General features: G+C 41.9%; 20 protein-coding genes and 1 tRNA gene. 15 read left to right on the plus strand and 6 right to left on the minus strand.

Going from position 1 to position 24,441, the window contains the following annotated elements; translation table 11 throughout:
• Positions 1 to 14 precede the first annotated feature (14 nt).
• Positions 15 to 1,019 carry a sodium:calcium antiporter gene (locus NIES592_RS15805; protein ID WP_073556244.1) on the minus strand — a complete coding sequence of 335 codons (1,005 nt, stop codon included), beginning with the start codon at positions 1,017 to 1,019 and terminating at the stop codon, positions 15 to 17.
• Positions 1,020 to 1,436: 417 nt separating this feature from the next.
• On the opposite strand from NIES592_RS15805, the gene argZ reads away from it, so the two are divergent.
• Positions 1,437 to 3,548, plus strand: coding sequence for a bifunctional arginine dihydrolase/ornithine cyclodeaminase (gene argZ, locus NIES592_RS15810; RefSeq protein WP_073556245.1), 2,112 nt, complete (start codon positions 1,437 to 1,439; stop codon positions 3,546 to 3,548).
• Between the two features lie 159 nt (positions 3,549 to 3,707).
• Positions 3,708 to 4,223 carry a DUF2085 domain-containing protein gene (locus NIES592_RS15815; RefSeq protein ID WP_073556246.1) on the plus strand — a complete coding sequence of 172 codons (516 nt, stop codon included), beginning with the start codon at positions 3,708 to 3,710 and terminating at the stop codon, positions 4,221 to 4,223.
• 21 nt (positions 4,224 to 4,244) lie between these two features.
• Here NIES592_RS15815 and NIES592_RS15820 read toward each other — a convergent pair whose 3' ends face one another.
• Together NIES592_RS15820 and NIES592_RS15825 are read right to left on the minus strand one after the other, a co-directional pair.
• Entirely contained in the window at positions 4,245 to 5,360 is a 1,116-nt protein-coding gene (locus NIES592_RS15820; RefSeq protein WP_073556247.1) for an ABC transporter permease, read from the minus strand.
• Positions 5,361 to 5,414: 54 nt separating this feature from the next.
• Entirely contained in the window at positions 5,415 to 6,314 is a 900-nt protein-coding gene (locus NIES592_RS15825; protein WP_009459144.1) for an Npun_R2479 family HD domain-containing metalloprotein, read from the minus strand.
• A 553-nt stretch (positions 6,315 to 6,867) separates the two neighbouring features.
• Between NIES592_RS15825 and NIES592_RS15830 the strand changes: the two genes are divergently transcribed.
• From NIES592_RS15830 to NIES592_RS15850, 5 genes are all read left to right on the plus strand, one after another.
• Positions 6,868 to 8,325: an efflux RND transporter periplasmic adaptor subunit gene (locus NIES592_RS15830; RefSeq protein ID WP_073556248.1), complete on the plus strand. Its 1,458-nt coding sequence runs from the start codon at positions 6,868 to 6,870 to the stop codon at positions 8,323 to 8,325.
• 152 nt (positions 8,326 to 8,477) lie between these two features.
• On the plus strand, positions 8,478 to 11,681 hold the full coding sequence (locus NIES592_RS15835) for an efflux RND transporter permease subunit (protein ID WP_073556249.1): 3,204 nt from the start codon (positions 8,478 to 8,480) through the stop codon (positions 11,679 to 11,681).
• 42 nt (positions 11,682 to 11,723) lie between these two features.
• Positions 11,724 to 11,795: transfer RNA gene (locus NIES592_RS15840), tRNA-Gly, on the plus strand.
• A 131-nt stretch (positions 11,796 to 11,926) separates the two neighbouring features.
• Positions 11,927 to 12,397, plus strand: coding sequence for a hypothetical protein (locus NIES592_RS15845; protein WP_256678149.1), 471 nt, complete (start codon positions 11,927 to 11,929; stop codon positions 12,395 to 12,397).
• An 87-nt stretch (positions 12,398 to 12,484) separates the two neighbouring features.
• Complete coding sequence (locus NIES592_RS15850; RefSeq protein ID WP_256678150.1) at positions 12,485 to 12,742, plus strand: hypothetical protein; 258 nt, start codon at positions 12,485 to 12,487, stop codon at positions 12,740 to 12,742.
• Positions 12,743 to 12,922: 180 nt separating this feature from the next.
• Here the strand turns inward: NIES592_RS15850 and NIES592_RS15855 are convergent, their stop codons facing one another.
• Positions 12,923 to 14,257 carry a hypothetical protein gene (locus NIES592_RS15855; RefSeq protein WP_073556250.1) on the minus strand — a complete coding sequence of 445 codons (1,335 nt, stop codon included), beginning with the start codon at positions 14,255 to 14,257 and terminating at the stop codon, positions 12,923 to 12,925.
• A 558-nt stretch (positions 14,258 to 14,815) separates the two neighbouring features.
• Between NIES592_RS15855 and NIES592_RS15860 the strand changes: the two genes are divergently transcribed.
• Together NIES592_RS15860 and NIES592_RS15865 are read left to right on the plus strand one after the other, a co-directional pair.
• Positions 14,816 to 15,718: a hypothetical protein gene (locus tag NIES592_RS15860; protein ID WP_073556251.1), complete on the plus strand. Its 903-nt coding sequence runs from the start codon at positions 14,816 to 14,818 to the stop codon at positions 15,716 to 15,718.
• A gap of 195 nt (positions 15,719 to 15,913) precedes the next feature.
• On the plus strand, positions 15,914 to 17,074 hold the full coding sequence (locus tag NIES592_RS15865; protein WP_073556252.1) for an NAD(P)/FAD-dependent oxidoreductase: 1,161 nt from the start codon (positions 15,914 to 15,916) through the stop codon (positions 17,072 to 17,074).
• Here NIES592_RS15865 and NIES592_RS15870 read toward each other — a convergent pair.
• On the minus strand, positions 17,043 to 17,510 hold the full coding sequence (locus tag NIES592_RS15870) for a hypothetical protein (protein ID WP_073556253.1): 468 nt from the start codon (positions 17,508 to 17,510) through the stop codon (positions 17,043 to 17,045). The genes NIES592_RS15865 and NIES592_RS15870 overlap by 32 nt on opposite strands.
• A 266-nt stretch (positions 17,511 to 17,776) precedes the next feature.
• Between NIES592_RS15870 and NIES592_RS15875 the strand changes: the two genes are divergently transcribed.
• Together NIES592_RS15875 and NIES592_RS15880 are read left to right on the plus strand one after the other, a co-directional pair.
• Positions 17,777 to 18,097: a hypothetical protein gene (locus NIES592_RS15875; RefSeq protein WP_178379563.1), complete on the plus strand. Its 321-nt coding sequence runs from the start codon at positions 17,777 to 17,779 to the stop codon at positions 18,095 to 18,097.
• The gene (locus NIES592_RS15880; RefSeq protein WP_062247055.1) at positions 18,079 to 18,447 is read left to right on the plus strand and encodes a pentapeptide repeat-containing protein; all 369 of its coding nucleotides are present in this window, start codon (positions 18,079 to 18,081) and stop codon (positions 18,445 to 18,447) included. The genes NIES592_RS15875 and NIES592_RS15880 overlap by 19 nt, the downstream gene beginning before the upstream one ends.
• A 15-nt stretch (positions 18,448 to 18,462) precedes the next feature.
• Here the strand turns inward: NIES592_RS15880 and NIES592_RS25275 are convergent, their stop codons facing one another.
• Positions 18,463 to 18,612 (minus strand): hypothetical protein, encoded by a 150-nt coding sequence (locus tag NIES592_RS25275; protein WP_178379561.1) that lies wholly within the window; start codon positions 18,610 to 18,612, stop codon positions 18,463 to 18,465.
• A gap of 359 nt (positions 18,613 to 18,971) precedes the next feature.
• Here NIES592_RS25275 and NIES592_RS15885 point away from each other — a divergent pair, with 359 nt between their 5' ends.
• The 4 genes from NIES592_RS15885 to NIES592_RS15900 all read left to right on the plus strand — a co-directional run bounded on the left by NIES592_RS15885 (position 18,972) and on the right by NIES592_RS15900 (position 24,438).
• A complete protein-coding gene (locus NIES592_RS15885; protein WP_073556255.1) occupies positions 18,972 to 20,801 on the plus strand; it encodes an aspartate kinase in 1,830 nt (609 codons plus the stop codon).
• Between the two features lie 109 nt (positions 20,802 to 20,910).
• On the plus strand, positions 20,911 to 21,270 hold the full coding sequence (locus NIES592_RS15890) for a VOC family protein (protein ID WP_062247059.1): 360 nt from the start codon (positions 20,911 to 20,913) through the stop codon (positions 21,268 to 21,270).
• Between the two features lie 115 nt (positions 21,271 to 21,385).
• Entirely contained in the window at positions 21,386 to 22,684 is a 1,299-nt protein-coding gene (locus NIES592_RS15895; RefSeq protein ID WP_073556256.1) for a recombinase family protein, read from the plus strand.
• A gap of 713 nt (positions 22,685 to 23,397) precedes the next feature.
• On the plus strand, positions 23,398 to 24,438 hold the full coding sequence (locus NIES592_RS15900; protein ID WP_062247063.1) for a hypothetical protein: 1,041 nt from the start codon (positions 23,398 to 23,400) through the stop codon (positions 24,436 to 24,438).
• Positions 24,439 to 24,441 lie beyond the last annotated feature (3 nt).

Consider the following 24,441-nt stretch of genomic DNA (forward strand, 5'->3'; position numbering starts at 1 on the left):
ATGAGGATGCCCAATTAACTGCGATAAATAACATACATTCCGCCAATGTATAGCAATATCAATGCCATTCCATCCCAGGTAATATATATTCTGGACGGACGTGCAGCACGGTAAATCAGCCCAACGATCGCCACCGAAGTCATCATCATTGCTACAATTGCAGTGAAGATATGCACAGAACTGATGTTTGACCACAAATCCCCTTGTAAGTAAGTTAGGTCATAGATACTTAAGATACCCATATTAAAAATATTCGAGCCAAATATATTTGATACTGCTAAATCGACTGCATTAAGTCGAACTGCTGCGACTCCGGTAACGACTTCCGGTAATGAGGTAGTGGCTGCTAGTAATAATGCTCCAATAAAACTTTGACCTGAGCCTGTGACTGTGGCAATGCGATCGCCCAATGATGCTAGCCACACTCCCAATACCACAATCGCCAATGCTAGCAAAGCAAACATTAGATATGATTGCTGGCGGCTGATATGTTCGTATTGAAAAACTTCCACTTCCTGTTCCAATACTTCTGCACGACGTCGTAACTCAAATTGAGCAATGATGCGGGCGCTAACTAAATACAGTACAAGCAACACAATGCTAGGCATACCAACCCAGCCGAGGATCAAATTGTTGTTTCTTTGAGCTAGCAAGATCCCAACTGCTGCAATACCGAGCAATATAGATCCCAACCCTGCTGCTAGAACATGGCTGATTTGCGCTCGTCGCAACAATGGATCTGGGCCAGTCACAATATCTAACAACGCTAAAATAAACAGGTTAAACAAGCAACTGCCAAATATACCACCTGCTGCCAAATCCGGCGCGTTAAATACAACTACTGCGCTGATACCAACTGCCAACTCTGGTAAGGAAGTGGCACCAGCAAGTAAAATAGCACCTACCCAACTACGTCCTAACCCCGTCTTTTCAGCAATCATATCGGCACTCCGCGATAACCAAGTACCCACGATAATTACTAGTAATACACACACAATAACTTGGATTAGCAGCAGCATTTAAGAATATCTTTTCACTTCCAACATCATATCGTTCAATACTTTCTAGAACACCAATTGAGTTGAGGGACAAGGGAAGGAGGACAAGGAGGACAAGGGAGACAAGGGGGAAACAAAGCTATTTTTTCTTGTATTTCTGATTTTTCTGTACTCAGTTTAGCTGTCTAGCTGCGAGGAATTTTGGCTGTTTAAATGACTAAATACGGATAATACTCATTAATTCTTGATTTTGCTCACTCAATATTTGGGTATTAAAAACTTATCTTGTGTGTCTACGGGTCTATAAAAAAGAAAGAAGCTTTTTGATAGTGTTCAACTATCAAAAGGTATAAATTTAGTATCAATTTTTGCAGAATCGGTTCATCAACAACTAGTATTCAAGAGAGACCACCGCATCTATACGCTTGTGATATTTTTATGACTTCCCAGATTCGCTATTTGATGTGTCCGCCTGACCACTACGATGTGGACTATGTGATTAATCCCTGGATGGAGGGGAATATTCATAAGTCATCGCGCGATCGCGCCGTGCAGCAGTGGCATCAACTTTACCACATTCTCAAAGAACATGCGATCGTAGATTTAGTGCCACCCCAAAAAGGTTGGCCAGATATGGTATTCACGGCTAATGCTGGTCTGGTATTGGGAGATACAGTAGTTTTAAGTCGCTTTTTGCATAAAGAGCGTCAAGGAGAAGAACCGTATTTCAAGCAATGGTTTGAGGAAAACGGCTACAAAGTCTATGAACTACCCAAAGACTTACCGTTTGAAGGAGCAGGTGACGCACTGTTAGATCGGGAAGGACGCTGGTTATGGGCGGGATACGGCTTCCGTTCAGAATTAGATTCTCATCCCTATCTGGCAAAATGGCTGGATATTGAGGTGTTATCCCTACGTTTGATAGACGATCGCTTCTATCACTTAGACACTTGTTTTTGTCCGTTAACAGATGGTTATTTGCTTTACTATCCTGCGGCTTTTGATTCCTACTCCAACCGTCTGATTGAAATGCGAGTAGCACCAGAAAAGCGGATAGCGATTGATGAAGCTGATGCGGTGAATTTCGCCTGCAATGCGGTGAATGTGGATCGTATCGTGATCATGAATAAAGCAAGCAATCCTCTCAAAGAGCGTTTGGCTGATGTCGGTTTTGAAATTATTGAAACGCCGCTGACGGAATTTCTCAAGGCGGGTGGTGCAGCAAAATGTTTGACTCTACGGGTTACAGAACCAGTCAGAGAAGAACTTCATGCTAATGTGTCAGTGGAAAGCCGCATCCTGCGCATGGAAGGACACTTGCTTGATGCTGGTTTAATTAACCGTGCTTTGGATTTAATCGTAGATAACGGCGGTAGCTTCCAAGTTTTGAACTTTAACTTGGGAGAACAAAGACAAAGCACCTCAGCCGCAGAGGTGAAGGTATCTGCACCTTCCCATGAGGTGATGGAAGAAATTATTTCCCAACTCATTGATTTGGGCGCAGTAGACCTACCACAAGATGAACAAGATGTCAAACTAGAGCCTGTTACCATTCCTGGTGTTGCTCCTGATGACTTCTATGTCAGCACGATTTATCCCACCGAGGTGCGGATTAATGGTGAGTGGGTGATAGTACAGAATCAGCGCATGGATGGAGCGATCGCTATTTCCCAAACTCCCCAAGGTTTAGTAGCGCAGTGTAAAATTCTACGAGACTTGGAAGTTGGGGAACAGGTGGTTGTGGATGTGCAAGGTATCCGCACTATTCGCAAAACAGAATCGCGGGAAAAACGCAATGCTGAAGAATTCAGCTTTATGTCCTCAGGGGTTTCCAGCGAACGCCGCGTGGAATTAGTCGTGGAACAGGTGGCTTGGGAATTACGTAAGATTCGCGATGCTGGTGGTAAAGTTGTTGTCACAGCCGGGCCAGTGGTAATTCATACTGGTGGTGGCGAACACCTATCACGGCTGATTCACGAAGGATACATACAGGCACTTTTGGGAGGAAATGCGATCGCTGTCCACGACATCGAACAATCAATCATGGGTACTTCCCTTGGTGTCGATATGAAGCGGGGTGTAGCAGTTCGCGGTGGACACCGCCACCATTTGAAGGTCATCAATACAATTCGGCGTTACGGTAGTATTGCCAAAGCTGTAGAAGCTGGAATCATTAAGAGTGGCGTCATGTATGAGTGCGTGAAAAATAATGTGCCTTTCTGTTTAGCAGGTTCAATTCGGGATGATGGCCCCTTACCTGATACCGAAATGGATTTGATTAAAGCACAAGCAAAATACGCCGAACTACTCAAAGGTGCAGAGATGATTTTGATGTTGTCATCAATGCTGCATTCTATTGGTGTAGGTAATATGACGCCTGCGGGTGTGAAGATGGTGTGTGTCGATATCAACCCAGCAGTGGTGACAAAGTTAAGCGACAGGGGCTCAGTTGAATCAGTCGGTGTGGTCACAGATGTCGGATTATTCCTGAGTTTGTTGACTAAGCAGTTGGATAAATTGACAAGTCCTTACACCGCCAAGATGGGGTAGGAAAGTAGGGAAAGGAGAAGGGGAAAAGGAAAAGGTGATTAGCTTTTGCCTTTAATTTTTCCCCTATTTTTTATTCTTTAAACTGGACAGTTTTGTATTTGTTAAGTTTTATGATAAAAACGAACCGCGAAGGACACGAAGGACTCGAAGGAAAGAGAGATGCAAGGAGTTGTTTTTGGTAGAAGCTTCAGGATTAATTGGGTAAGTTTTATTGCTGATTTTCTATTGTTGGGGATGGTGGTAGGGCCACTGGCTGCGCCTTTTCTGGCAGCTTCTGGGTTGTTGATTTTACCTGGAATTGCGGAAATTATTTATTTTATGGGTCGTCATGTATGCCCACAACCGGAAATGGGGATGATGTTAGCATCACCGTTTCTCATGGCTGTATGTATGCGTTGCTACGGGACAGTAACTGGTTTATTGCTGACTAGATTGTTACTTGGGGTGACTGGTGGTCAAGGTTTTTACTGGCTGTACCAATATGGTTGGAGTGGTGCAGCACTTGCTAGTGTGTTAATGATGGCTTATCCATTGGAGTTAGCTGCCGAGGTGTTGGGGTGGTGGAGTTTTAACAATTATGTTGTAACTTTGTTTGGGTTGGTTACAGGTTTGGCATGGGGTTTGTTTACAATGCCGCTATTACATCGGTCAAAACAGTTAACAGTTAGCTGGTAACTGATAACTGATAACTGTTTCTCACCTTTCCAAACTGCGAGGATCAAGGGCATCTCTGAGTCCGTCACCCAGCAAGTTGAACGCTAAAACTGTCAAGACAATTACCAACGCTGGTGGCCAGATCAACCAGGGTTGTAGTACTAAGATGGAAGCATTAGTTGCCAGGGAAAGCATATTCCCCCAAGAAGGATCTGGTTGCTGAATTCCTAGTCCAATCAAACTTAGTACGGCTTCTGCGCCGATAAAACTGGGAACTGCCAGGGTGGCAGAGATGATAATATAGGTTGCGGTTTGGGGTAAAACGTGGCGAGTGATGATATAAAATGGCTTAGCACCCATCGCCCGTGCTGCTTGCACAAATTCACGTTCTTTGATGGATAAGACTTGACCACGAATCACTCGCGCTAACCCAGCCCAACTAATAAACGACGTAATACATACAATTAACAAAAATCGCTGCGTACTGCTTAATCCTGGTGGTAATACTGCACCCAAGGTGACTAATAAATATATGCTGGGAAACGTCATCAGTACTTCGGCTAAGCGCATGATCACAGCATCAATCCAGCCACCGAAATAACCAGAAATACCGCCAATAATCATCCCTAGAGGAAAAGTCAGGGCTACTCCGACAATCCCAATAAATAAACTGATACGACCTCCATGCAATAAGCGACTAAATTGATCGCGTCCTTGATCGTCAGTACCCAGCAGGTTGATTTTAGCTTCGCCAGTAGTACCAAATAAATGCCAATTTAAAGGAATTCCCGCAAAAATAGTCACCTCATCCCAGTTGGGAGGTAAGGGTAAGCTCAACCGTAAAAGGTGGTATTCTGGACCTTGCACAAATAAACGCAAAGGCGAAGGTTTTGTTTTATCTACAATCAGTTCGCGATCGCCCGTTTCTAAATTTGTGTCTCCTTGAGTTGTAGGATAAACATGAGGCCCAATAAACTGCCCTGAAGTCGAAAACCAGTAAATTCTGGTCGGCGGCAACAGGGAACCACTTGCTTGCGGAATATAAGGGTCATAGGGAGCAACAAAATCAGCAGCAATTACTGCTACATAAAATACTAAGAGCAAAATTGCCCCAAATCGCGCCAAAGGATTTTTCTTTAATCTTTGCCACCAGTTCATAGTTAGTCAATGGTCAATGGTAAATGGTCAATAGTCAATGGTCTATTTAAAATACTATGGACTCTTGACTATGGACTCTTGACTGTTGACTATATCAACAAAATATAACTTTTCATCTTGAGGAACTTCATGTTCCACGACAAAAACATTGGAGTGAAGATTGGCAATAATTTGTTTGCCTTGCTGTGTCAGAGTCAGGTAACGTAGTGCTTCTCGGATATAGGGGTAAACTCCATGCCAGTAGAACTTGGCGTAATTTTTGCGTAAATCGGCAGGTGTTTGATACCCTAAAACCTTATTCATCCCTGTTTCTTCAAATTCGTAAAACAAAGAAGTAATTTTTTTCAAATAGCGGGGGTCACTTAATTGTCCGATTAAATCAGCTGCACGAACCAAACCTGCATAGCTACTTGTGCATTGATGATCCTCAGCAGCAGGTACGGGAAAGCGAGTCAATTCAATATTGGTTTTAATAACTTCCGAATCTATTAATTTGTGACCGCCAAAACGTTCATCAATAAAAAGTTTGGCTCTATCCACATGATAAGGTGTTAAGCTGGCGTCAGAAGCTCCAGGGGGAAGAGAAATCATTCTGTTATCTTTACCTGTAGCATACAAGCCTTCTTCCTCACGGTCTTCTCGGCACACTCCTTTAACATAGCCAATATCATGACATAGTAAGGAGATAATAAAGTGCAACCAGTCTTCACTGGAAACACCTCCTTCGCGAATGTGTTTGCCGCGTAAAATTTCTTGTCCTACCAACGTAACGAGAATTGAATGTTCTACATTGTGATACAGGGCGTCGCTGTTGGCAATGTTTTCTAAAGCCATGTTCCCCGCCCAAGCAATTATGTCTTGATAATCGGTTTTTAAGCAGCCATAGGTACGACGGTAGCCTTCTCGAATTTGCCTTACAAAGGCATCTATTAATATTTCTGTAGCATTGAACATACTAGTTACTCATATTATAATGTCCGCTGGAACACTTACTATTATCCGTCGGGGTCGGTAATTGGTGATGGGTAATGGGTAATGGGTAATTGGTGATCATGAGTTATTTTTTCAACATGCCCAATGCTCAAGATCCAAGCTTTATATCATAAGCAATTAGTCGGACAACTAAATTATTTACGCGTTGATATCAAACTAGCCAAACACCTGGGCATTATACGAAATTCAGCGCAATGCTTGTGTCTCCTTGTAGTTATTATCACTGCTTAATCTGAGATGATGGCAAGCTTTTTTTTGACTTTACATAATCAACATTTATTGGTCTACCAACAGACAGGTTATGCTTTCCACAAGATGCAAAACTGTATACTTGTATATTAAATTACTATATTTTGCATATATACCCTACAGGGACGTACTGCTATTAATCACCCATTTTTTACTTTGGCAAAATATAGAAAAAATAGGTCATAGTAAATATACATTAACTTACTTAAAACTTTTTTAAGCACAACTGCTTAGTGATAATCAGGCAGGAAGTGGAGGCAAGACAGTGGGCAAGGAGAGTTATTCGGAACTGGGGACAGAACAGTCAGTGAAAGTTGAAGATGCTGACTGGGAAGGGAAAAAACTGAAGAGGCGAAGTCCTTGGCTGCTACCGTTGTTACTTGGTACTGGCTTGGGAGTGGCGATCGCTTTTTTGGGGATGGGTGTTGTAAGTAACCGTCAGACTCCCAGCAAAAATGCTGTTACAAAATCTACACGGCAAGTTGCCCCAACCATGACAGTTACCGTAGTCTCAGCAGAAGCTAACAGTATAGCCCGCACTCTCAGCACCACTGGTACAGTGGCAGCACGAGATTTAATCCCAGTTTTACCACAGACAAACGGTCTACAAATCAAACAGGTACTAGTTAATGAAGGAGATACAGTCAAAGCCGGTCAATTACTGGCAGTTTTGAATGATTCCCTACTGCAAGCCCAAATTAGCCAAGCAAAAGCAGATATAGAATCGAGACAAGCAGATGTGGCTTCTAATCAGGCAAATCTGGAAGCTAAAAAAGCGGATGTTGCTTCCTTTGAAGCAGTAGTGCAACAAAAACGAGCAGATTTAGCGCAAGCCAAGGCGAAGTTAGAAGAAGCACAAAGAAATTATCAGCGCTATCAACGACTTGCTAACGATGGTGCGATCAGCAAGCAAGAATTGGAAACACGGGAGACTACCTTGAAAACTGCCAAAGAAGCAGTCAGGGTAGCCGAAGAAAATGTTCGCAGTGCCGAAGCAGATGTCAGCAGTGCCCAAGCAAATATTAACAGCGCCCAAGCAGGCATTAACAGCGCCCAAGCCAATGTTAGAAGTAATGCTGCCAAACTCCAACAGTTGAAAACTCAACTGGCACAAACTCTGGTGCGTGCGCCTGTATCGGGAACAATTGCCGAGAAACTGGCTAGAGTCGGGGATGTCACTGGTGTACCACCCCAAACTCAAGTTGGAAATGTGGTGGGTGGGACACAAAAATTGTTTTCTATTATTCGGGAAGGCAAGTTGGAACTCCAAGCAGAAGTTCCAGCTGTGCAACTACCACAGGTAAAAGTTGGTGCAGCAGTAGAAGTTACCTCGGATGCTGATAAACGCGTACGTTTACAAGGACAGGTACGAGAAATTGAACCGATAGTTAACGACCAAAGCCGGAAAGCAACAGTAAAAATTGACCTACCACCGACAAACTTGTTAAAACCAGGAATGTTTGCCCGGGCAGCAGTCACAACTAATACAACCACAGGTGTGGTAGTGCCACAAAAAGCAATCCTACCCCAACCCGATGGAAGTGCGATCGCATTCACCTTATTGGGTGAAGACACGGTTCGCGCTCAAAAAGTAGAACTAGGGGAAATCCTCAACGGTGGCAAAGTGGAAATCAAAGCTGGTTTGCAAACAGGCGATCGCGTCGTAGTTGACGGTGCTGGATATCTCAAAGATGGTGACAAAGTCCGAGTAGTTGGTAGTTAGTGGTTAGTAGCAATAGGGAATGGGTAATGGGAAAAATATTAACCACCAACCACTATTGTACAAACGCGAGGAACATCGCGTCTCTACCCACTACCTACTAACTACTAACTACTAACTACTAACCACTAACTACTAACTATCAACAATAATCTATGTCCTTCAATATTTCTGCTTGGTCAATTAAAAAACCTGTCCCCACAATAGTTTTATTTTTAATTTTGACTCTGGTTGGTTGGTTCTCATTTAATTCTTTGGGAATTGATATCAACCCCAATATTGATTTACCAACAGTGCGGGTTACAGTTACGCAACCAGGGGCGGGACCTGCGGAACTAGAGTTCCAAGTCACCAAAAAAATTGAGGATGCGATCGCCAGTTTAGGCAACATTGATGAACTGCGATCCACTGTCACCGATGGTAATTCCACGACCACAATTACCTTTGTCTTAGGTACAAATACAGACCGAGCTACGAATGATGTTCGCAATGCTGTATCACAAATTCGGCAAAATCTACCCCAAGACATCAACGACCCCATAGTTGAACGTGTAGATTTTTCCGGTGGACCAATCATGTCCTACGCGGTGAAATCTGACCAACGTTCCGTAGAAGAACTGAGTTACTTAGTTGACCAAACCATTAGCCGCGCTTTGCTAGCCGTCAGAGGAGTAGCCCAAGTTAAGCGTGTGGGGGGAGTTGACCGCGAAGTCCGAGTCAACCTCGACCCAGACCGTTTACAATCTTTGGGGATTACCGCTACTCAGGTCAACGATCAAATTCGCGCCCTGAATATCAACCTACCAGGGGGACGCGCCGAAGTTGGTGGTAGCGAACAAAGTATCCGTACCTTAGGTAGTGCTAAGAGTGTGGATGTGTTGAAAACCTATGAAATTCTCCTACCTAATGGTGGTTCTGTTCCCTTATCTAGTTTGGGAACTGTAGAAGATAGCTACGCTGAAGTTCGACAAACCGCACGCCTAGATAATAAACCTGTGGTAGCCTTCCAGGTGTTGCGTAGTACCGGCAGCGTCATGGTGACTGTAGAGGAAGGAGTCAAAGCAGCCATCAAGGAGCTAGAGAAAACACTGCCCTCTGACGTCAAGCTGGAATTAATTTTTACCAGAGCAGATTTTGTCCGGCAATCCTACAAAAGTACGATAGAGGAGCTAATTCAGGCTTCTGTACTTGCAGTCATAGTCATACTTTTATTCTTACGTGATTGGCGGGCAACATTAATTACAGCAGTAGCTTTACCCCTGTCCATGATTCCTACCTTTGCTGTGCAGTATGCCTTGGGTTACACCCTCAACAGCATGACCTTATTGGCATTAGCATTAGCAGTAGGTAACTTAGTCGATGATGCTGTTGTAGAAATTGAAAACATGGAACGGCACATGGCAATGGGCAAATCCTCTTGGCAAGCTGCTTTTGACTCATCCGATGAAGTAGGTTTAGCAGTAATTGCCAGTGCAGCAACTATCATCGCTGTATTTCTACCCGTCGCCTTCATGGGTGGTATTCCGGGTCAGTTTTTCCAACCCTTTGGTGTTACCGTTGCTGTTTCCACCATTTTCTCTACCTTGGTAGCGCGGATGGTGACACCAATGATGGGGGCGTATTTGTTGAAGGATAAGCAAGGAAAGCAACTCCATGGTGGGGAGGTGGGGAGATTGGGAACTCGGGAGAATTTAATCCTAAGTTCTCCCCATAACCCCGTCCCTATCTCGTCCCGTCGTCGCTTTCAACCCTACAAATCCCTTCTGCAATGGTCGTTACGTCATAAATTGACGACTTTGGGGATTGCCTTGGCTTTCTTTATTGGTAGTGTAATGCTAGTTCCCTTTATTCCCAAGGGATTAGTAGATGGGGGTGACATCGGTATTTCCACCGTGAATGTAGAATTACCTCCCGGTTCTACCTTGGCTGATACCAATAAGGTAGTTACCCAACTTACCAATATCATCAACAAAAATCCACTAGTAGAATCAGTGTTTGCCTCAGAACAGGTGAACTCGGCAACCCTTTCTGTTAAGCTCAAGTCTAAAGAAGCAGGACGAAAGATTTCTCAATTAGAGTTTGAACAACAGATACGTCCCCAGTTTCAACAAGTCCCGGGAGCTAAAATCAGTTTTGAAAGTGCAGGGGCGGTTGGTGGTCGTAAAGATTTAACTATACTGCTGCAAAGTGAAAATCCTGAAGCACTGAATCAAGCTGCTGAGGCAGTAGAAAAGCAAATGCGGACTGTTCCCGGATTGGTGGAAGTATCTTCATCTGCAAGTTTGGTAAAACCAGAAATTGTCATCGTTCCCGATCCGCAACGCGCCGCAGATTTGGGTGTAACTGTGCAAGCAATTGCCCGTACTGCTTCTCTGGGAACAATTGGAGATAATGATGCCAATTTAGCTAAGTTTAATTTGAGCGATCGCCAAATTCCGATTCGTGTCCAAATTGACCCCAAAGCGCGAGAAGATATCAACACGATCAAAAATCTCCAAGTCCCGACTCAAAACGGTAGTTTGGTTCCTCTAGTCTCTGTAGCAGATATCAGCTTTGGTAGTGGTCCTGCAACCATCAATCGCTATGATCGTTCCCGCCAAGTTTCTCTAGAAGCTAACTTGCAAGGTATTTCCTTGGGGGATGCGCTACAAGCTGTGACTGCACTACCTGCTTTAAAAAACTTGCCACCGGGAGTCAAACTGCAAAACTCTGGTGATGCCAAAATCATGGCAGAAATTTTTGGTCGCTTTGGTGGTGCATTGGCACTGGCGTTAATGTTTATTTATGCAATTCTGGTGCTGCTATATAACAACTTCTTGCATCCTGTCACGATCATGGCAGCATTGCCTTTCTGTTTAGGAGGTACACTCATAGGTTTGCTGATAGCCCAAAAAGCCTTGGGATTATATGCTCTGATTGGTATTGTGTTGCTGTTGGGGATTGTGACCAAAAACTCAATTCTGTTGGTAGATTACACGATTATTAACCTACAAGAAGGGAAAACTCAGCGTCAGGCGTTGATAGAAGCTGGTGTCTCGCGTCTGCGCCCAATTATGATGACTTCTCTAGCAACTATTGCTGGTACGCTTCCCCTGGCTTTGGGTGTGGGTGCGGGTGCAGAATATCGTCAACCGATGGGGATTGCGATTTTGGGAGGCTTCACAACTTCTACTTTGCTGACACTCCTGGTTGTTCCGGTGCTGTTCAGCTACATTGATAATTTCCAAACCTGGATGATCAATACAGTTAAGTATGGCTTTGGGAAAAAACCTCCGCGTTCAGTAGTGGTTGAGGATGAAGTGGTAATTATGCCATCTTCCAGCGAAGATCCACCACATCAGTACTCAATCAGAAAATAGTAGTATAATGGCATTTAGCTTGATTTATGCTAAATGCTAGGCGCGGGTGTAATTCAGTGGTAGAATGTCACCTTCCCAAGGTGAACGTCGTGGGTTCGAGTCCCATCACCCGCTTTTGTTGTTCAAACGCCAAGGTTGGTAGACTGTGCGTAAGTCCTAAGTTTGATCGGAAGCGATCGCACCTTTAGTACCTTTTGTATATATGGTTGAACCGAAATTAAGTCAAGCTGGTTGAGATACAGAACTTGATACTAAAACGTTTTATTCGTGCCACATCAGATGAAAGCAAGAGTGATTCTCAATGGTTGGAAACTTTGGTGATGATTGTGGCGGATAAACCTGCGGAATCGTGGACAGATGATGATGCGATCGCCTTTGAGATGAACTTAGCGGATTTGGTGCGACGATTTAAAAATTTGGAAGCTTTACAAAAGGAAGTCGCCGCCAAAGGAGAAGGTTTTGAAGCCCAACGGATTACTATGACTCGTCCTGATGGTCAGGAAATCCATCAAATGGTATGGGTAGATCATGGGAGAGAATCACAGGTTGAGCAGATTGTTGACGAAATTCTAGCGAAATTACCTGATGATCAGCAGTTACGACAGGCGATTTTGGCAAAGTTGAGTGAACGGATTTTAGATCCTGATTTGGTAGATGGCGTTACGCGGACTGAGGAAAAGCGAACTGATGAAATAACGGGGAAAAAGTTTGGCTAAAAGAAGCATTATGATCGGGAAATAGAACAAATAAAATACCCGACTTCTCAAAGAAGTTGGGTATCTGACTCTCGCGATTTTGGAGCAGTGACAATGTTAGGTTTACTAGCAAAGTTGAGTCAATGGGAAGAATTAACAAGTCACTCAGCATTACAAAACGTTGATTATGACCAAATTTTACTCATGAATGGGATTAGCTGGGATATATATGAGACATTATTAAAAAGTTGCCAAAATACTTCTCATTATCGCTTTAAATATTTAGAAGGTACTTTAGAAATAATGTCACCTAGCCGTCGCCATGAAGTAGATAAAAAGATTATTGCTTTATTGTTGGAAACATAATAGTACACTTGTTTGGCGTTTTGTTATTAATATCTGAATAGAATTTAAAGCGGTGAAGATAATTATTTTAGAAATCGAACACCGTGCAAGGCGATGCACACAGATAGATTATCGGTGTGTATCTGTGTTTATCTGTGTTCGATATTTTAAACCTAATTTTTGTCGTTGTAGGTTTAATGCTTACAGTGTTTGAAAGCCTTTTGCTGCTTTCTTTTGTCCCTTGCTTTTAGGTTTAGATTTATGGACTTCTCCTAAAGCCTCTTGGAATAAATTATGTAGATGTACAGGTACGCTAGCTATTTCTGGTAATTCTGGTTCTAGAGGTTTATCGTATTCTTGCAAAAGTGCATCTAAGTCATTTTTCAAGTTAAAGTCTGGACGCTGTAGGACTGTTTGCAATATTTTTTCTAATGAATTTGGATACTCTGTTGCTAGGCGATACCAGATAAAAGCATTGATATTTTTACTCTCTAAATAGTGGAGAATTAGCTTTTCGGCTCCTTCAATACTCTGCCAATCTTCTGCCACTAAAATAGTCTTGATTTTAGTGTAGGTTGGTAAAAACATCTGTCCCCAACGGGGATGAGAAAAAGCTGTCACTGCTTCTGCTTTTTTGAGTTCAGCAGGCAACTCTACCTTTGATGCTACCATTTTGGCTGTGGTAGTTTTGCTCTTCAACAATTGTGATACTACTTTCGAGTCAGCACCCAAATCTGCTGCTGCGGTTTCAATTTCCTCTTCATCAACCCCTGCTTCTTGAGCAATTTCTGCAAGAGATTTTGAGGAATCAATTCCTGCTGCGGCTAAACTTTTTTCTGTACTTATTTCCTGGAGTTCAGCGATTTTTTTGTTGAGTTGGTAGCCTGGCATTGTGACTTCATCACTACCAAAAAACTCAACAAATTGTTCATGATATCTTACTACCGACTGCCAAGCTTCTTCTAATAAATCGGGTGCATCACTGTAAAGATGGTTTTTGTAATTTTCTTTAAAATTACCAATAGCCACCGCTAACTTTGGTTTACCTAATTTCCCCATTTGTGTATAGGGGCCAGAAAATGTCCAGTAGGATTCTGTGACAGGAGAAATACGAGTCAGTAAAATCTCTCCTTCTTTTAACCGCGACATTTCCCGTTGTATTTTAGCATTATTGAATTTTACAATGTAGTTTTTAGCTGTCAGCCAGTTCATCAACTCAAAGCCATCATCCAATACTTTAACGATCGCAAATAAACCCATAAAACTACGATGCCAACTATCGAGCAATTGGCGATCGCTTTCCGATAATTCCGGATGAGATTGGATAAACAGATCCAGCGGTGAATTGTCCCCCACTTTACCTTCTATGGCAAAACTGTCTATTGATAACTCTTGTTGGATAATATCACCAGAACCACGACGCAACTGCTTTGCTGCATAACTTTCCAACGCTTGTGCTAGTTCATCGTCTGCATCCAAAATAAAATCAATTAACGCTTGCTTGAGTTGGTGCGATCGCTCTAATAGTGCATCCACAGTTTCATCTCTCGGTTTCAACTTTTGTAGATTATAGGTTGCCGAAAGCTGGATGGATCTAACTATTGGCTTAATTTCTCAAATGGCGATCGCACATAAATTTTGCCTAACTTAAGAGTAAATACTTAGTGCCTTTGTGTCTTTGTGGTGAAAAATTTCAACCACTAAGACTCCAAGACACAAAGAATTTTCCTACCTTTATCTCTCGAGAAGCCAAGCTGCGAACAACTACAGGCTTGCTAGACGAAATAAACTGAGATTACAGCAGTATTTACCTAAAATTTACAATTTTGTTGCGTTTTTTGGTTGAAAATTCACATTAAATTACGTATCATGGCTTACCTATTGAGTTACTGTGCTTACACAACTTTAATTTCAAAATATCTTTACTAAACTTAGAGTCTACATAGACAAGCATTAATTTTTACTTAAAAAGTAAAAGTCGCCAAAGGATTTTGAGAATTTGCGAAATTAAACCATTGCACGTAGTAGTATTGGTTATTACTCAAAAATTCAGGAAAATTAACTAAGATTCCAAAAGGAATTAAAGAGGAAAATATGAAGCGATATCTGGGATTTGCTAAGCAATGTTTAATGGTAATTACTCCAATGATAGCTAGTTCTATCTTAGCAACCCCACCTAGCCAAGCAGCTACTCTAGCTTTTGCCCAAGAAGAATTAAATTTTACCAATTTTAGTGAAAGTTTTGGAATCATTGACAGACAAAATCAGGCTAACACCAATGCCTCTACTTTTAGTGAAGATGCAACAGTATTAACTCTCAATCAACAAGTACAAACAGATTTCACGTTTACTCCGCCACAAGCATACACTAAAGTGGGTTTGAGTCTTGCTAGTGGTCAAGGTACAAGTTATTTAGGAACAGCAGATACTCTGGGGAAAATTATTGGTAATTTTGACATTGATGCTGGAGAGTTGTTTTCTTTTGATTTCACAGCTTCTTTAAATTTAGGAACATCAATAGATGACCCCCTAACAGAAAGTGCCAGATCAATTGGAGATATTTCATTTTTGTTATTTGATACGAGTGATATTGACCCAGCAAATATCTCAGATTTGATTGCTGCTGTGATCTCTGGCAATCAAAGTATTGGCATAAGTCCTTTAGATTACTTTTTACTCACTGGCAATGTCAATACTGCTGGAAATGATGATTTTCTCGCATATCAAAACAGCCAAAATATTAGCTTTTTGAATGAATTTCAAGAATCTGATTTTGTGGGAAACGAAGAACTAGCTAGAGCTATTATTAATGGCTCTTATAAACGCTCTTTTGAGAATAAAACAAATCTCACTTTAGTAGCAGTAAGAAAAAGCCAAGTAAAAGTAGCAGCACCTGAACCTTCAACCTATTTGGGTTCAGCTTTATTTTTTATCTTAGCTGCCATTGCTCTGAAAGCAAAACGTAGGGGAAATAAGCCAGTAAATATTATGAAATAAAAAATATATAGACCTTCTCCTTTAGATCAATTACAACTTTATCGGTGTGCATCTGTGTACATCTGTGTTCGTTTTTTCCTATAATCTCAAGGGCGCACTTAACATCTCGCCCTTAAATAAATTTGGGGGCAATAACTTAAGTTGACTAAAGTCGGCTTATCCTTGGATTAAGTCATCTTTAGTTGTAACGAAACGATGAAAACCTACGATTGGATTGTGATTGGTGCGGGTTTTACGGGTGCTGCACTTGCCTATGAACTAGTCAGAACAGGCTTTTCAGTACTTTTGTTAGAACAAGATGCTACCTTAGGCAATGCCACTCGCTATAGTTATGGTGGTTTAGCTTTTTGGTCTGGTACAACTCCCCTCACGCGTCAGTTGTGTGATGAGGGAATAGCACGTTATCGCATTCTGGCGCAAGAGTTAGACACTGATATTGAATTTCGGGAGTTGGATTTATTATTAACCATCGCTAATGATAGCGATCCAGAAGTAGCTGCGGCGTCCTATAGTCATTTTGCGATTCCTCCCAAGTTACTTAGTGTTGATCAAGCATGGGAGATGGAACCATTATTAAATAAAAAAGCGATCGCAGGCGCTTTAACTGTCAAACACGGTCATATTAACCCAGAAAAAACAGCACAAGCTTACATTCAAGCATTTCTGCGGCTTGGAGGTGAAATGGAAATTACCCAAGTACAGAACTTCACCTCAAACCATGCTTCAGCTACTATCAAAACAACTACAAAAACTTATCACAGCGCTAACCTTATCGTCTGTGCTGGCGGATTTTCTCGACAATTACTAAAAGCAGCCGGTATTCCCATACGTTTGTATTTCACCCATGCAGAGATGATCCAAACTCCACCCGTAGAAGTGCAATTGCGTACCTTAGTAATGCCGGCTCATCTGCAACGCTTTCAATTGGAAGCAGAATCTAGCAGAGTTGATGAATTATGGAATGAACCCGGAAATGAACCAGCAGCACCAATTTTAGATGCGGGTGCAATTCAGTTTCAAGATCGTAGTATACGCTTGGGTCAAATTAGCCGTGTTCTCACCGAGCCAAATGCTGAGATAGATGGAAAAATAAGTGAAAGCTGGCTGAGGCGGAGTATAGGAGAAATATTACCAGTATTGTCTAGTTTACCAGGAACTTGGCATCATTGTTTAGTGGCATTTAGTAGCGATCGCCTTCCGGTAATCGGTGCTATTCCCGAATATCATGGAATCTACATATTTTCTGGATTTAGCAACCCCTTAGTAATTGTCCCACCTTTAGCTCAACGCTTTACGAATTATTTAAGTGGCAAAGAAGACGAAATTATTTGCCAATTATCTCCTGTTCGCTTTTAATCTCCGATTTAGCTAAAAGTTCTGTGGCTTCTTGCAAAAGTTCCTGTTGTTCCTTGTGAATTTCAGCTAGCCGTTGGCAAATCTCTTCTAATCTTTGTTGCTTTTGAATGTGCATCAGTTGAGAGTTTGCTGCTGGTAAAACAGGTAAATCATGGTCGTATTTCTGAGAATTAGTTAACTTTTTGATTGCCACACTACCAATTTGATTAAATGATAAAAAACTAAACTTAACAACAGCTAAAATTAACTTCAAAGGAATTTGTAATATAGATTTACTAACTACTTCAACCAAACGCCCAATTGCTTGCATAATACTGGCAAGTATAGCTAGGACAAATAATAGAATGATGAAACTGATAATTGGGTGATTAGCTGCCCAAGCAATAATTTGTGCTAGTTGAAAAACAGAACGGTTCTGACTCAGCCAATCATTCATAGTTGGTTGTTGGTTGTTAGTTGTTAGTTGTTAGTTGTTGTAGAGACGTGCCATGGCGCGTCTCTACATTAGTTAGTAGGGTCAGGTTTTGGTAGATATTTATAAGTGGCTAAACAGAATTAATTACAACACATTGTTTCGCTGTTAAGAATTCCCTACCTTTTTATACTAGTACTAATCCAAATTTCAATTCATACTCACATGCGATCGCCACAACTCATTGGTAGAGTGGTAAATAGAAGCTTGATACTGGATGAGTAAAAATGATGACGCTAGAAGAATTCAAGCAATTAATAGAAAAACAGCAAAAATGCCGCGATTCCTTACCAAAACCCCTACAAGCTTTGTGGTTTGACTATAAAGGTAATTGGGATAGAGCGCATGAAATCGTTCAAAATGCCAATGATCTTGATAGTGCTTGGGTTCATGCATACTTGCATAGAAAAGAAGGTGATTTGAGCAATGCCCGTTACTGGTATAGACGTAGTAGTAAGCCGGAATTTCACGCTGGACTTGATCAAGAATGGGAACAAATTGCTTCTGATTTACTGATGAAGGTGAAACAATTATGGATGCCGATGAATTAATACGGCGTTACGCTGCTGGAGAAAGAGATTTTACTGCTGTCAATTTAGCAGGAGCTAAGTTGATAGGAGCAAACCTAGTTGGCATCAATTTGTATGCAGCAGACTTGAGTGGTGCTAACCTGGCTAAAGCTAAACTATGGGGTTCTAATTTAGGTGGAGCAAACCTAGCCAAAGCAAACTTAACCAGAGCTAACCTCAGTGGTGCAAAATTGATCGAAGCGAATCTACGCGGAGCTAAACTACGCTATACCAAACTATTTGGAGCAAATTTAACAGGAGCTTGTTACGACGACAGCACCAAATTTTCCTATGACTTTAATCCAGAAATTAGAAATATGCGAAAAATGTAATCTTTGTAATCAGTTTCAAGTAATATTTGGAGATGCAGCAGTATAGTATGCATAAGGTAACTTTAATTTCACTAGGTCATTGATATTTGTTAAAACTAATTGCATTGCAGCTTTACTTGATTCCCCAGAAATCTCTTGTATATATTCAGCAACTGTCGCCAACATATCTATACTTCTAGGAGCTATATTAAGCTGTAAGTATTGAAATGAATTTTTCTTGGTGTCTTAGTGTCTTAGTGGTGAAAAAGATAATCTTTGAACCACCAAGACACTAAAACACAAAGTATTTAATAAGTTATAAAATATACCAAAAAATCCACTTGATTGATTTGAGCCATAATCCTTTGTAGGGCATAAGCTAACTGTGTTTCTCCAGCAACTATTATCAAAGAAGTTTAAATTTGACATTTTTTGTGTCAGCTAATTCTGATAAGTTGTTAAATTAATATACTTCCAGAGCCTTACCAACTTACTCATGCAGTGCGGGTGTTGATAAAGCAAGCAAAATTCATTTAGTAAAAGTTATGTCGCTCATAGTTCAGAAATTCGGTGGTACATCTGTCGGTTCCGTTGAACGCATTGTCTGTGTTGCACAACGCGTTTCTAACACTGCAAAAGCAGGAAATTCCATAGTGGTGGTGGTTTCGGCGATGGGCAAAACCACTGATGGACTCGTAAAATTAGCTGCGGAAATCTCTAAAAATCCTTGCCGTCGGGAAATGGATATGTTGCTTTCTACAGGTGAGCAGGTATCTATTGCTCTAGTGAGTATGGCATTGCAAGAGCTAGGACAACCAGCAATTTCTCTGACTGGCGCTCAGGTAGGAATTGTCACCGAAGCTGAACACACCCGGGCTCGGATTTTACATATTCAAACAGAAAGGCTCACCAAGCATCTCCAAGAAGGCAAAGTTGTTGTTGTTGCTGGTTTTCAAGGTATTAGCAGAACCGATGCATTAGAAATTACTACCTTAGGAAGAGGCGGTTCAGATACTTCTGCTGTGGCGATCGCAGCTGCTCTAAAGGCAGATTTTTGTGAAATTTATACCGATGTGCCAGGAATTCTCACTACCGATCCCCGTCTAGTTCCTGAGGCGCAGTTGATGAGCGAAATCACCTGCGATGAAATGCTAGAACTCGCCAGTTTAGGGGCAAAAGTCTTGCATCCGCGCGCTGTGGAAATTGCCCGTAACTACGGTGTACCTTTGGTTGTACGTTCTAGCTGGACAGATGATCCCGGCACTTGGGTAACTTCACCCCCAGTCAAGGAGCGATCGCTGATCAATTTAGAAATTGCACGTCCGGTAGATAGTGTTGAATCTGATACTGACCAAGCCAAGGTAGCCTTATTACGTGTTCCCGATCGACCAGGTGTAGCAGCACGGCTATTTGGAGAAATTGCTCGTCAGGATGTAGATGTAGATTTGATTATCCAATCAATTCATGAAGGTAATACAAACGACATCGCTTTTACCGTATTTACACCAATATTACCAAAAGCCGAAGCCGTAGCTGCTGCCATTGCTCCTGTTCTCCGCAGTCACAAGAGTAGCCCAAATGAAGAAGCTGAGGTGATGGTGCAGCAAAATATAGCTAAAGTCAGTATTGCTGGTGCAGGAATGATCGGACGTCCCGGAGTCGCCGCCAAAATGTTCGCCACCCTAGCAGCAGCAGGCGTGAATATCCAAATGATTTCTACCAGTGAAATTAAAGTCAGCTGCGTAATTGCTGCCCAAGAATGCGATCGCGCCGTCGCCGCCCTTAAGGAAGCGTTCGATTTAGACACTCCTCACACCCCTCACACTCCACCCTTACGGGAAGCCGCTACGCGTCTACACACCCCTCACACTCCCGTACGCGGTGTCGCCCTCGATATGAACCAAGCACGTCTAGCGATTCGCCAAGTTCAAGATCGTCCAGGAACAGCAGGAAAACTGTTTGGACTTTTGGCAGACAACAATATTAGTGTGGACATGATCATTCAGTCCCAACGCTGTCATATAGTTAATGGTGTGCCGATGCGCGATATTGCTTTTACTGTGGCGCGGATGGATGCAGAAGCAGCACAGAAAATGTTGCAAGCCAAAGCAGACGAATATGGTTGGGGTGAAGTAGCCTTAGATCAAGCGATCGCCAAAGTCAGTATCGTTGGTGCTGGCATGGTAGGACAACCAGGCGTTGCTGCAAAAATGTTTGAAGCCCTAGCGCAGCATAATATTAACATTCAAATGATAGCCACTTCAGAAATCAAAATTAGTTGTGTAGTCGCCCAAGAAGAAGGTGTGAAGGCACTACAAGTTATTCATGCAGCATTTGGACTAGCAGGTAGCGAGAAATTTATTGTACCTGCGTAGAGGGGATCTGGAGGTGGGGTGATAGGGAGTGTGATATTTCCCTTGTCCCCCTTGTCTCCCTTGTCCCCTTTGTCCCCCTATCCCCTATCCCCTATCCCCTATCCCCTATATGCAGATTACCCAGTGTCTTCATACAGCCATTCTTGTAACTGACTTAGAACGTTCCGAACATTTTTATGGCACTGTGTTGGGATTACCCAAGGTAGAACGTCCGATGAAATTCCCTGGCACTTGGTATCAAGTTGGCGAGTATCAAATTCACCTGATCGTAGCGCCCAGCGTGCAGGATGAAGCCAAAAATGAAAAATGGGGACGCAATCCCCACGTTGCTTTTTTAGTTTCCGACTTAGATGCCGCTAAACAGCAGCTATTAAATTATAACTGTCTAATACAACCCAGTGCTTCTGGTCGCCCTGCTGTTTTTACCCAAGATCCGGATGGAAATGTGATTGAGTTGAGTCAGGGGTGAGGGCTGTGAGGAGTAGTAAACTACTAACTACTAAACACTAACTACTAACCGATGTAGAGACGTGCGATGGCATGTCTGGTACAACAACCAACAACCAACAACCAACTCTTATTTGATGAGAATTGTTGCTTACACCTACAGCGATCCTTTACTAGAAACTGCTGCCGATCCTCAGACTTGGGGATGGGATATAGATAGAGTGTATCAAGATTTAGGACAGCGCACGGAGTTACAAAAGTTACTAATTGACTGTCAAAACGATCCGCCTGATTATGTCCTTGTCCGCCGTCTAGACGAATTGGGGGATAACGTTGAGGAAGTGAGCGATCGCCTTTCGCAAATCGAAGCAATGGGGATAACGCTGGTTGCAGTGGAGCAAGGTTACAATTCTGCTGAGAAATCTCCTAATCTTCATGCTAATTTGTTGCAATTGCTACATCAAATTCAAAGACAGCAACACAGTCGCCGTATCCGTCAAGGTCACGCCCGCAACCGTTTAGATGCTGCTCCCCCTCCTGGAAAAGCGCCCTATGGTTATCGTAGAGGTAAAGATAAGTACATTCTTGACCGTAGTACTTCTCCTGTAGTGAAAGATTTTTTTGAACAGTTTCTGCTTTATGGTTCCCTGCGGGGAGCAGTGCGTTATCTCGCGAAAAAATACGGTAAAAAAATTTCTGTTACCACAGGACGTCGCTGGTTGACTAATCCAGTTTATCGTGGCAATACTGCTTATCAAAATGGAGAAATTCTTGCCAATACCCACCCCCCTATCCTTTCTCAGGAAGAAGCAGCGCAAGTTGACAGGCTTTTACGTCGTAACAGTCGTTTACCATCGCGGACTGCGAGTGCGCCGCGTTCTCTAGCAGGGTTGGTTGTCTGTGGCGAATGTCAATCACCTATGGGTGTTGCTCGCGTTACTATTCGCAACCAAGACAAAGAGTATCTCTATTTACGTCCAATTAGCTGTATAAAACAGCCCAAGTGTCGGGCTATTCCTTATCAAGAAGTATTAGATCATACTATTCAAGCTGTTTGCCGGGATTTACCTATAGCGGTGGACAACATGAATTCTCCTCAATTGGATGCAGTTAAGGATAGCTTAGGAGATGCGATCGCTCGTCAGCAAGAAATACTCACACAATTACCAGCTTTAGTCGAAACTGGGGTACTAGATGCAGAAACAGCCAAATTCAGAGCATACAAACTCCGCACAGAAATATCTACACTGCAAGCAAAGTTAGCAACTTTACCACCAGTAAACTTGCGTTCTGTTGCAGTAGCAGTTTCCATCCCTCAATTTTGGTTGGATTTATCCGAAGCAGAACGACGATTTTATTTTCGCGAATTCATTCGTCAAGTAAAAATTATTCGTCAACCGCAAAAGTGGGACTTACAAGTAATTTTTATTTTTTGAGTGTTGATTTTTATCCCACATTCCCCAGGAAGTTCAAAAATATCGGGTAATTTTAGAATTATTGTAGGGCAAGATTTTCAGGTGTTTATTTGGTCAGGCGATCGCAACTCAAAAATCCAACATCAAACAGAAACTTAATTGAGGTCAAAGGTAGTAACGAATACTTCTTTAATAAGTCAGGGATCTGGGTATTTGGATTTTTAACATCAAATAGGACTGCTATATCATAAGAAATAATTTCTTGTTTTTATATAACTATAAGCTAATTAAATTAAAATATTTTAATAAAAACTTAATAACGTATGATAATGTTCTTTTAACAAGAACTAACTTTTATTAGCAGAAAAGCCAATGATCAGTCAATTCAAGAACTTTTTGTCTTTTCAAAGAAACTTAAATAGCTAGTTATTAGGTTCTATGTCATTAAATTATAACATGAGTTTTGCCAAGCGGAATTTGCGAAACTAACGAGTTTTTCATACAGGTTAATATATAGCCATTGGAAAATCATTTCATTTCCAATAAGAGTTTTGTTATCCAAGGTGCAAGCTGCGATCGCTAATTAATTAAATTAGCATCCCGAGATCAAAAACTTATAGAAAGACCAGTAATTTCCATTTCTAATTCCGAATTCTTGAATTTCGGAACCTGTCAAAATAGCTTGACAAATCTATGAGGCAGTAATTGACTCTCTGTGCTTGAATCCACTGATTATGATACGCATATTTACAACAACATTAGTTACTTTAGTCCTGCTAAGTGCTGAGGTATCGCCTGCTTGGTCAAAAATTGCATCTAATGCAACCATAGCCCTAAATTCTGTCACCCATATGGATGCAAAGCTGTCTCAGGCTGTGGGACAAAATATCACCTGTGAAGGACAATTAAATATTGCAGATATCAGTTGGAAACAAGGACAACCCCTGATAAATTTTGAGAGTAAACCTCCGGGTAAAAAACACCTGAATGATGCACCAGCTACATGGGTAAGTAATAAAGATGGCAGTATTTCTTACATCTCGGGAGGAGAAACGACAACGACAGTAACGTTTTTCTCTGATGGCAAATGTTCCCTACATGTCAAAAGCACAAATGGAAGCGTGACAATGGAGGAAAAAGGACAGAAAGTCACCACTGGACAAAGTGATATTATCTGTGATGGACAGGGCTATACTGCATACATACAGTGGCAGCAAGGACAACCCTACATGACTTTGCAGGGTCAGCCTCCAAACACAAAAAACTTGCAAAATTCCCTAGCTACGCGGTTAAGCAATATTGATGGTAGTATCTCATATAAATCAGAGGGTGAAACTGTAACTACTGTGAGATTTTTTTCTGATGGTAGATGCACTCTCAAGCTGGTAAATTCTCGTGGTGGCGTGATTCAGCAGACAGGACAAATTCTTGCCACAACTCAGCCAAATAATGCTGAAGTCAACGAAGAAACCTTGCTAGCATTTCAAACCAATACTCAAACCGTCAGAGTCTTCCGTCGCAATGGACAACTATTGATGAACCTCTACAATAAACAGAACCCTAGTTTGAGTGTTTATAATATTCCCACACATATAGCTCCCAAGAGAAGTTCTGATGATAATTGGACAAGCTATCTAGGTAAAGGAAATTTCGATTATTACGCCCGATTTAATCCTAATGGTGCTACAGAAATCGAACTTCGTACTCAAGATACTGTTGTGCAGCGAGAAGATGGATATAGTGCTACTGGTATTGCCTATAGTTCCACTCAATGATCA

Source organism: Fischerella major NIES-592 (assembly GCF_001904645.1).
Classification (GTDB): domain Bacteria; phylum Cyanobacteriota; class Cyanobacteriia; order Cyanobacteriales; family Nostocaceae; genus Fischerella; species Fischerella thermalis.

Excerpts from the sequence above, each read along its gene's own strand:
- NIES592_RS15805 (WP_073556244.1), bottom strand. The coding sequence starts at position 1,019 with ATGCTGCTGCTAATCCAAGTTATTGTGTGTGTATTACTAGTAATTATC.
- argZ (WP_073556245.1), top strand. The coding sequence starts at position 1,437 with ATGACTTCCCAGATTCGCTATTTGATGTGTCCGCCTGACCACTACGAT.
- NIES592_RS15815 (WP_073556246.1), top strand. The coding sequence starts at position 3,708 with ATGCAAGGAGTTGTTTTTGGTAGAAGCTTCAGGATTAATTGGGTAAGT.
- NIES592_RS15820 (WP_073556247.1), bottom strand. The coding sequence starts at position 5,360 with ATGAACTGGTGGCAAAGATTAAAGAAAAATCCTTTGGCGCGATTTGGG.
- NIES592_RS15825 (WP_009459144.1), bottom strand. The coding sequence starts at position 6,314 with ATGTTCAATGCTACAGAAATATTAATAGATGCCTTTGTAAGGCAAATT.
- NIES592_RS15835 (WP_073556249.1), top strand. The coding sequence starts at position 8,478 with ATGTCCTTCAATATTTCTGCTTGGTCAATTAAAAAACCTGTCCCCACA.
- NIES592_RS15860 (WP_073556251.1), top strand. The coding sequence starts at position 14,816 with ATGAAGCGATATCTGGGATTTGCTAAGCAATGTTTAATGGTAATTACT.
- NIES592_RS15865 (WP_073556252.1), top strand. The coding sequence starts at position 15,914 with ATGAAAACCTACGATTGGATTGTGATTGGTGCGGGTTTTACGGGTGCT.
- NIES592_RS15870 (WP_073556253.1), bottom strand. The coding sequence starts at position 17,510 with ATGAATGATTGGCTGAGTCAGAACCGTTCTGTTTTTCAACTAGCACAA.
- NIES592_RS15875 (WP_178379563.1), top strand. The coding sequence starts at position 17,777 with ATGACGCTAGAAGAATTCAAGCAATTAATAGAAAAACAGCAAAAATGC.
- NIES592_RS15880 (WP_062247055.1), top strand. The coding sequence starts at position 18,079 with ATGGATGCCGATGAATTAATACGGCGTTACGCTGCTGGAGAAAGAGAT.
- NIES592_RS25275 (WP_178379561.1), bottom strand. The coding sequence starts at position 18,612 with ATGTTGGCGACAGTTGCTGAATATATACAAGAGATTTCTGGGGAATCA.
- NIES592_RS15885 (WP_073556255.1), top strand. The coding sequence starts at position 18,972 with ATGTCGCTCATAGTTCAGAAATTCGGTGGTACATCTGTCGGTTCCGTT.
- NIES592_RS15890 (WP_062247059.1), top strand. The coding sequence starts at position 20,911 with ATGCAGATTACCCAGTGTCTTCATACAGCCATTCTTGTAACTGACTTA.
- NIES592_RS15895 (WP_073556256.1), top strand. The coding sequence starts at position 21,386 with ATGAGAATTGTTGCTTACACCTACAGCGATCCTTTACTAGAAACTGCT.
- NIES592_RS15900 (WP_062247063.1), top strand. The coding sequence starts at position 23,398 with ATGATACGCATATTTACAACAACATTAGTTACTTTAGTCCTGCTAAGT.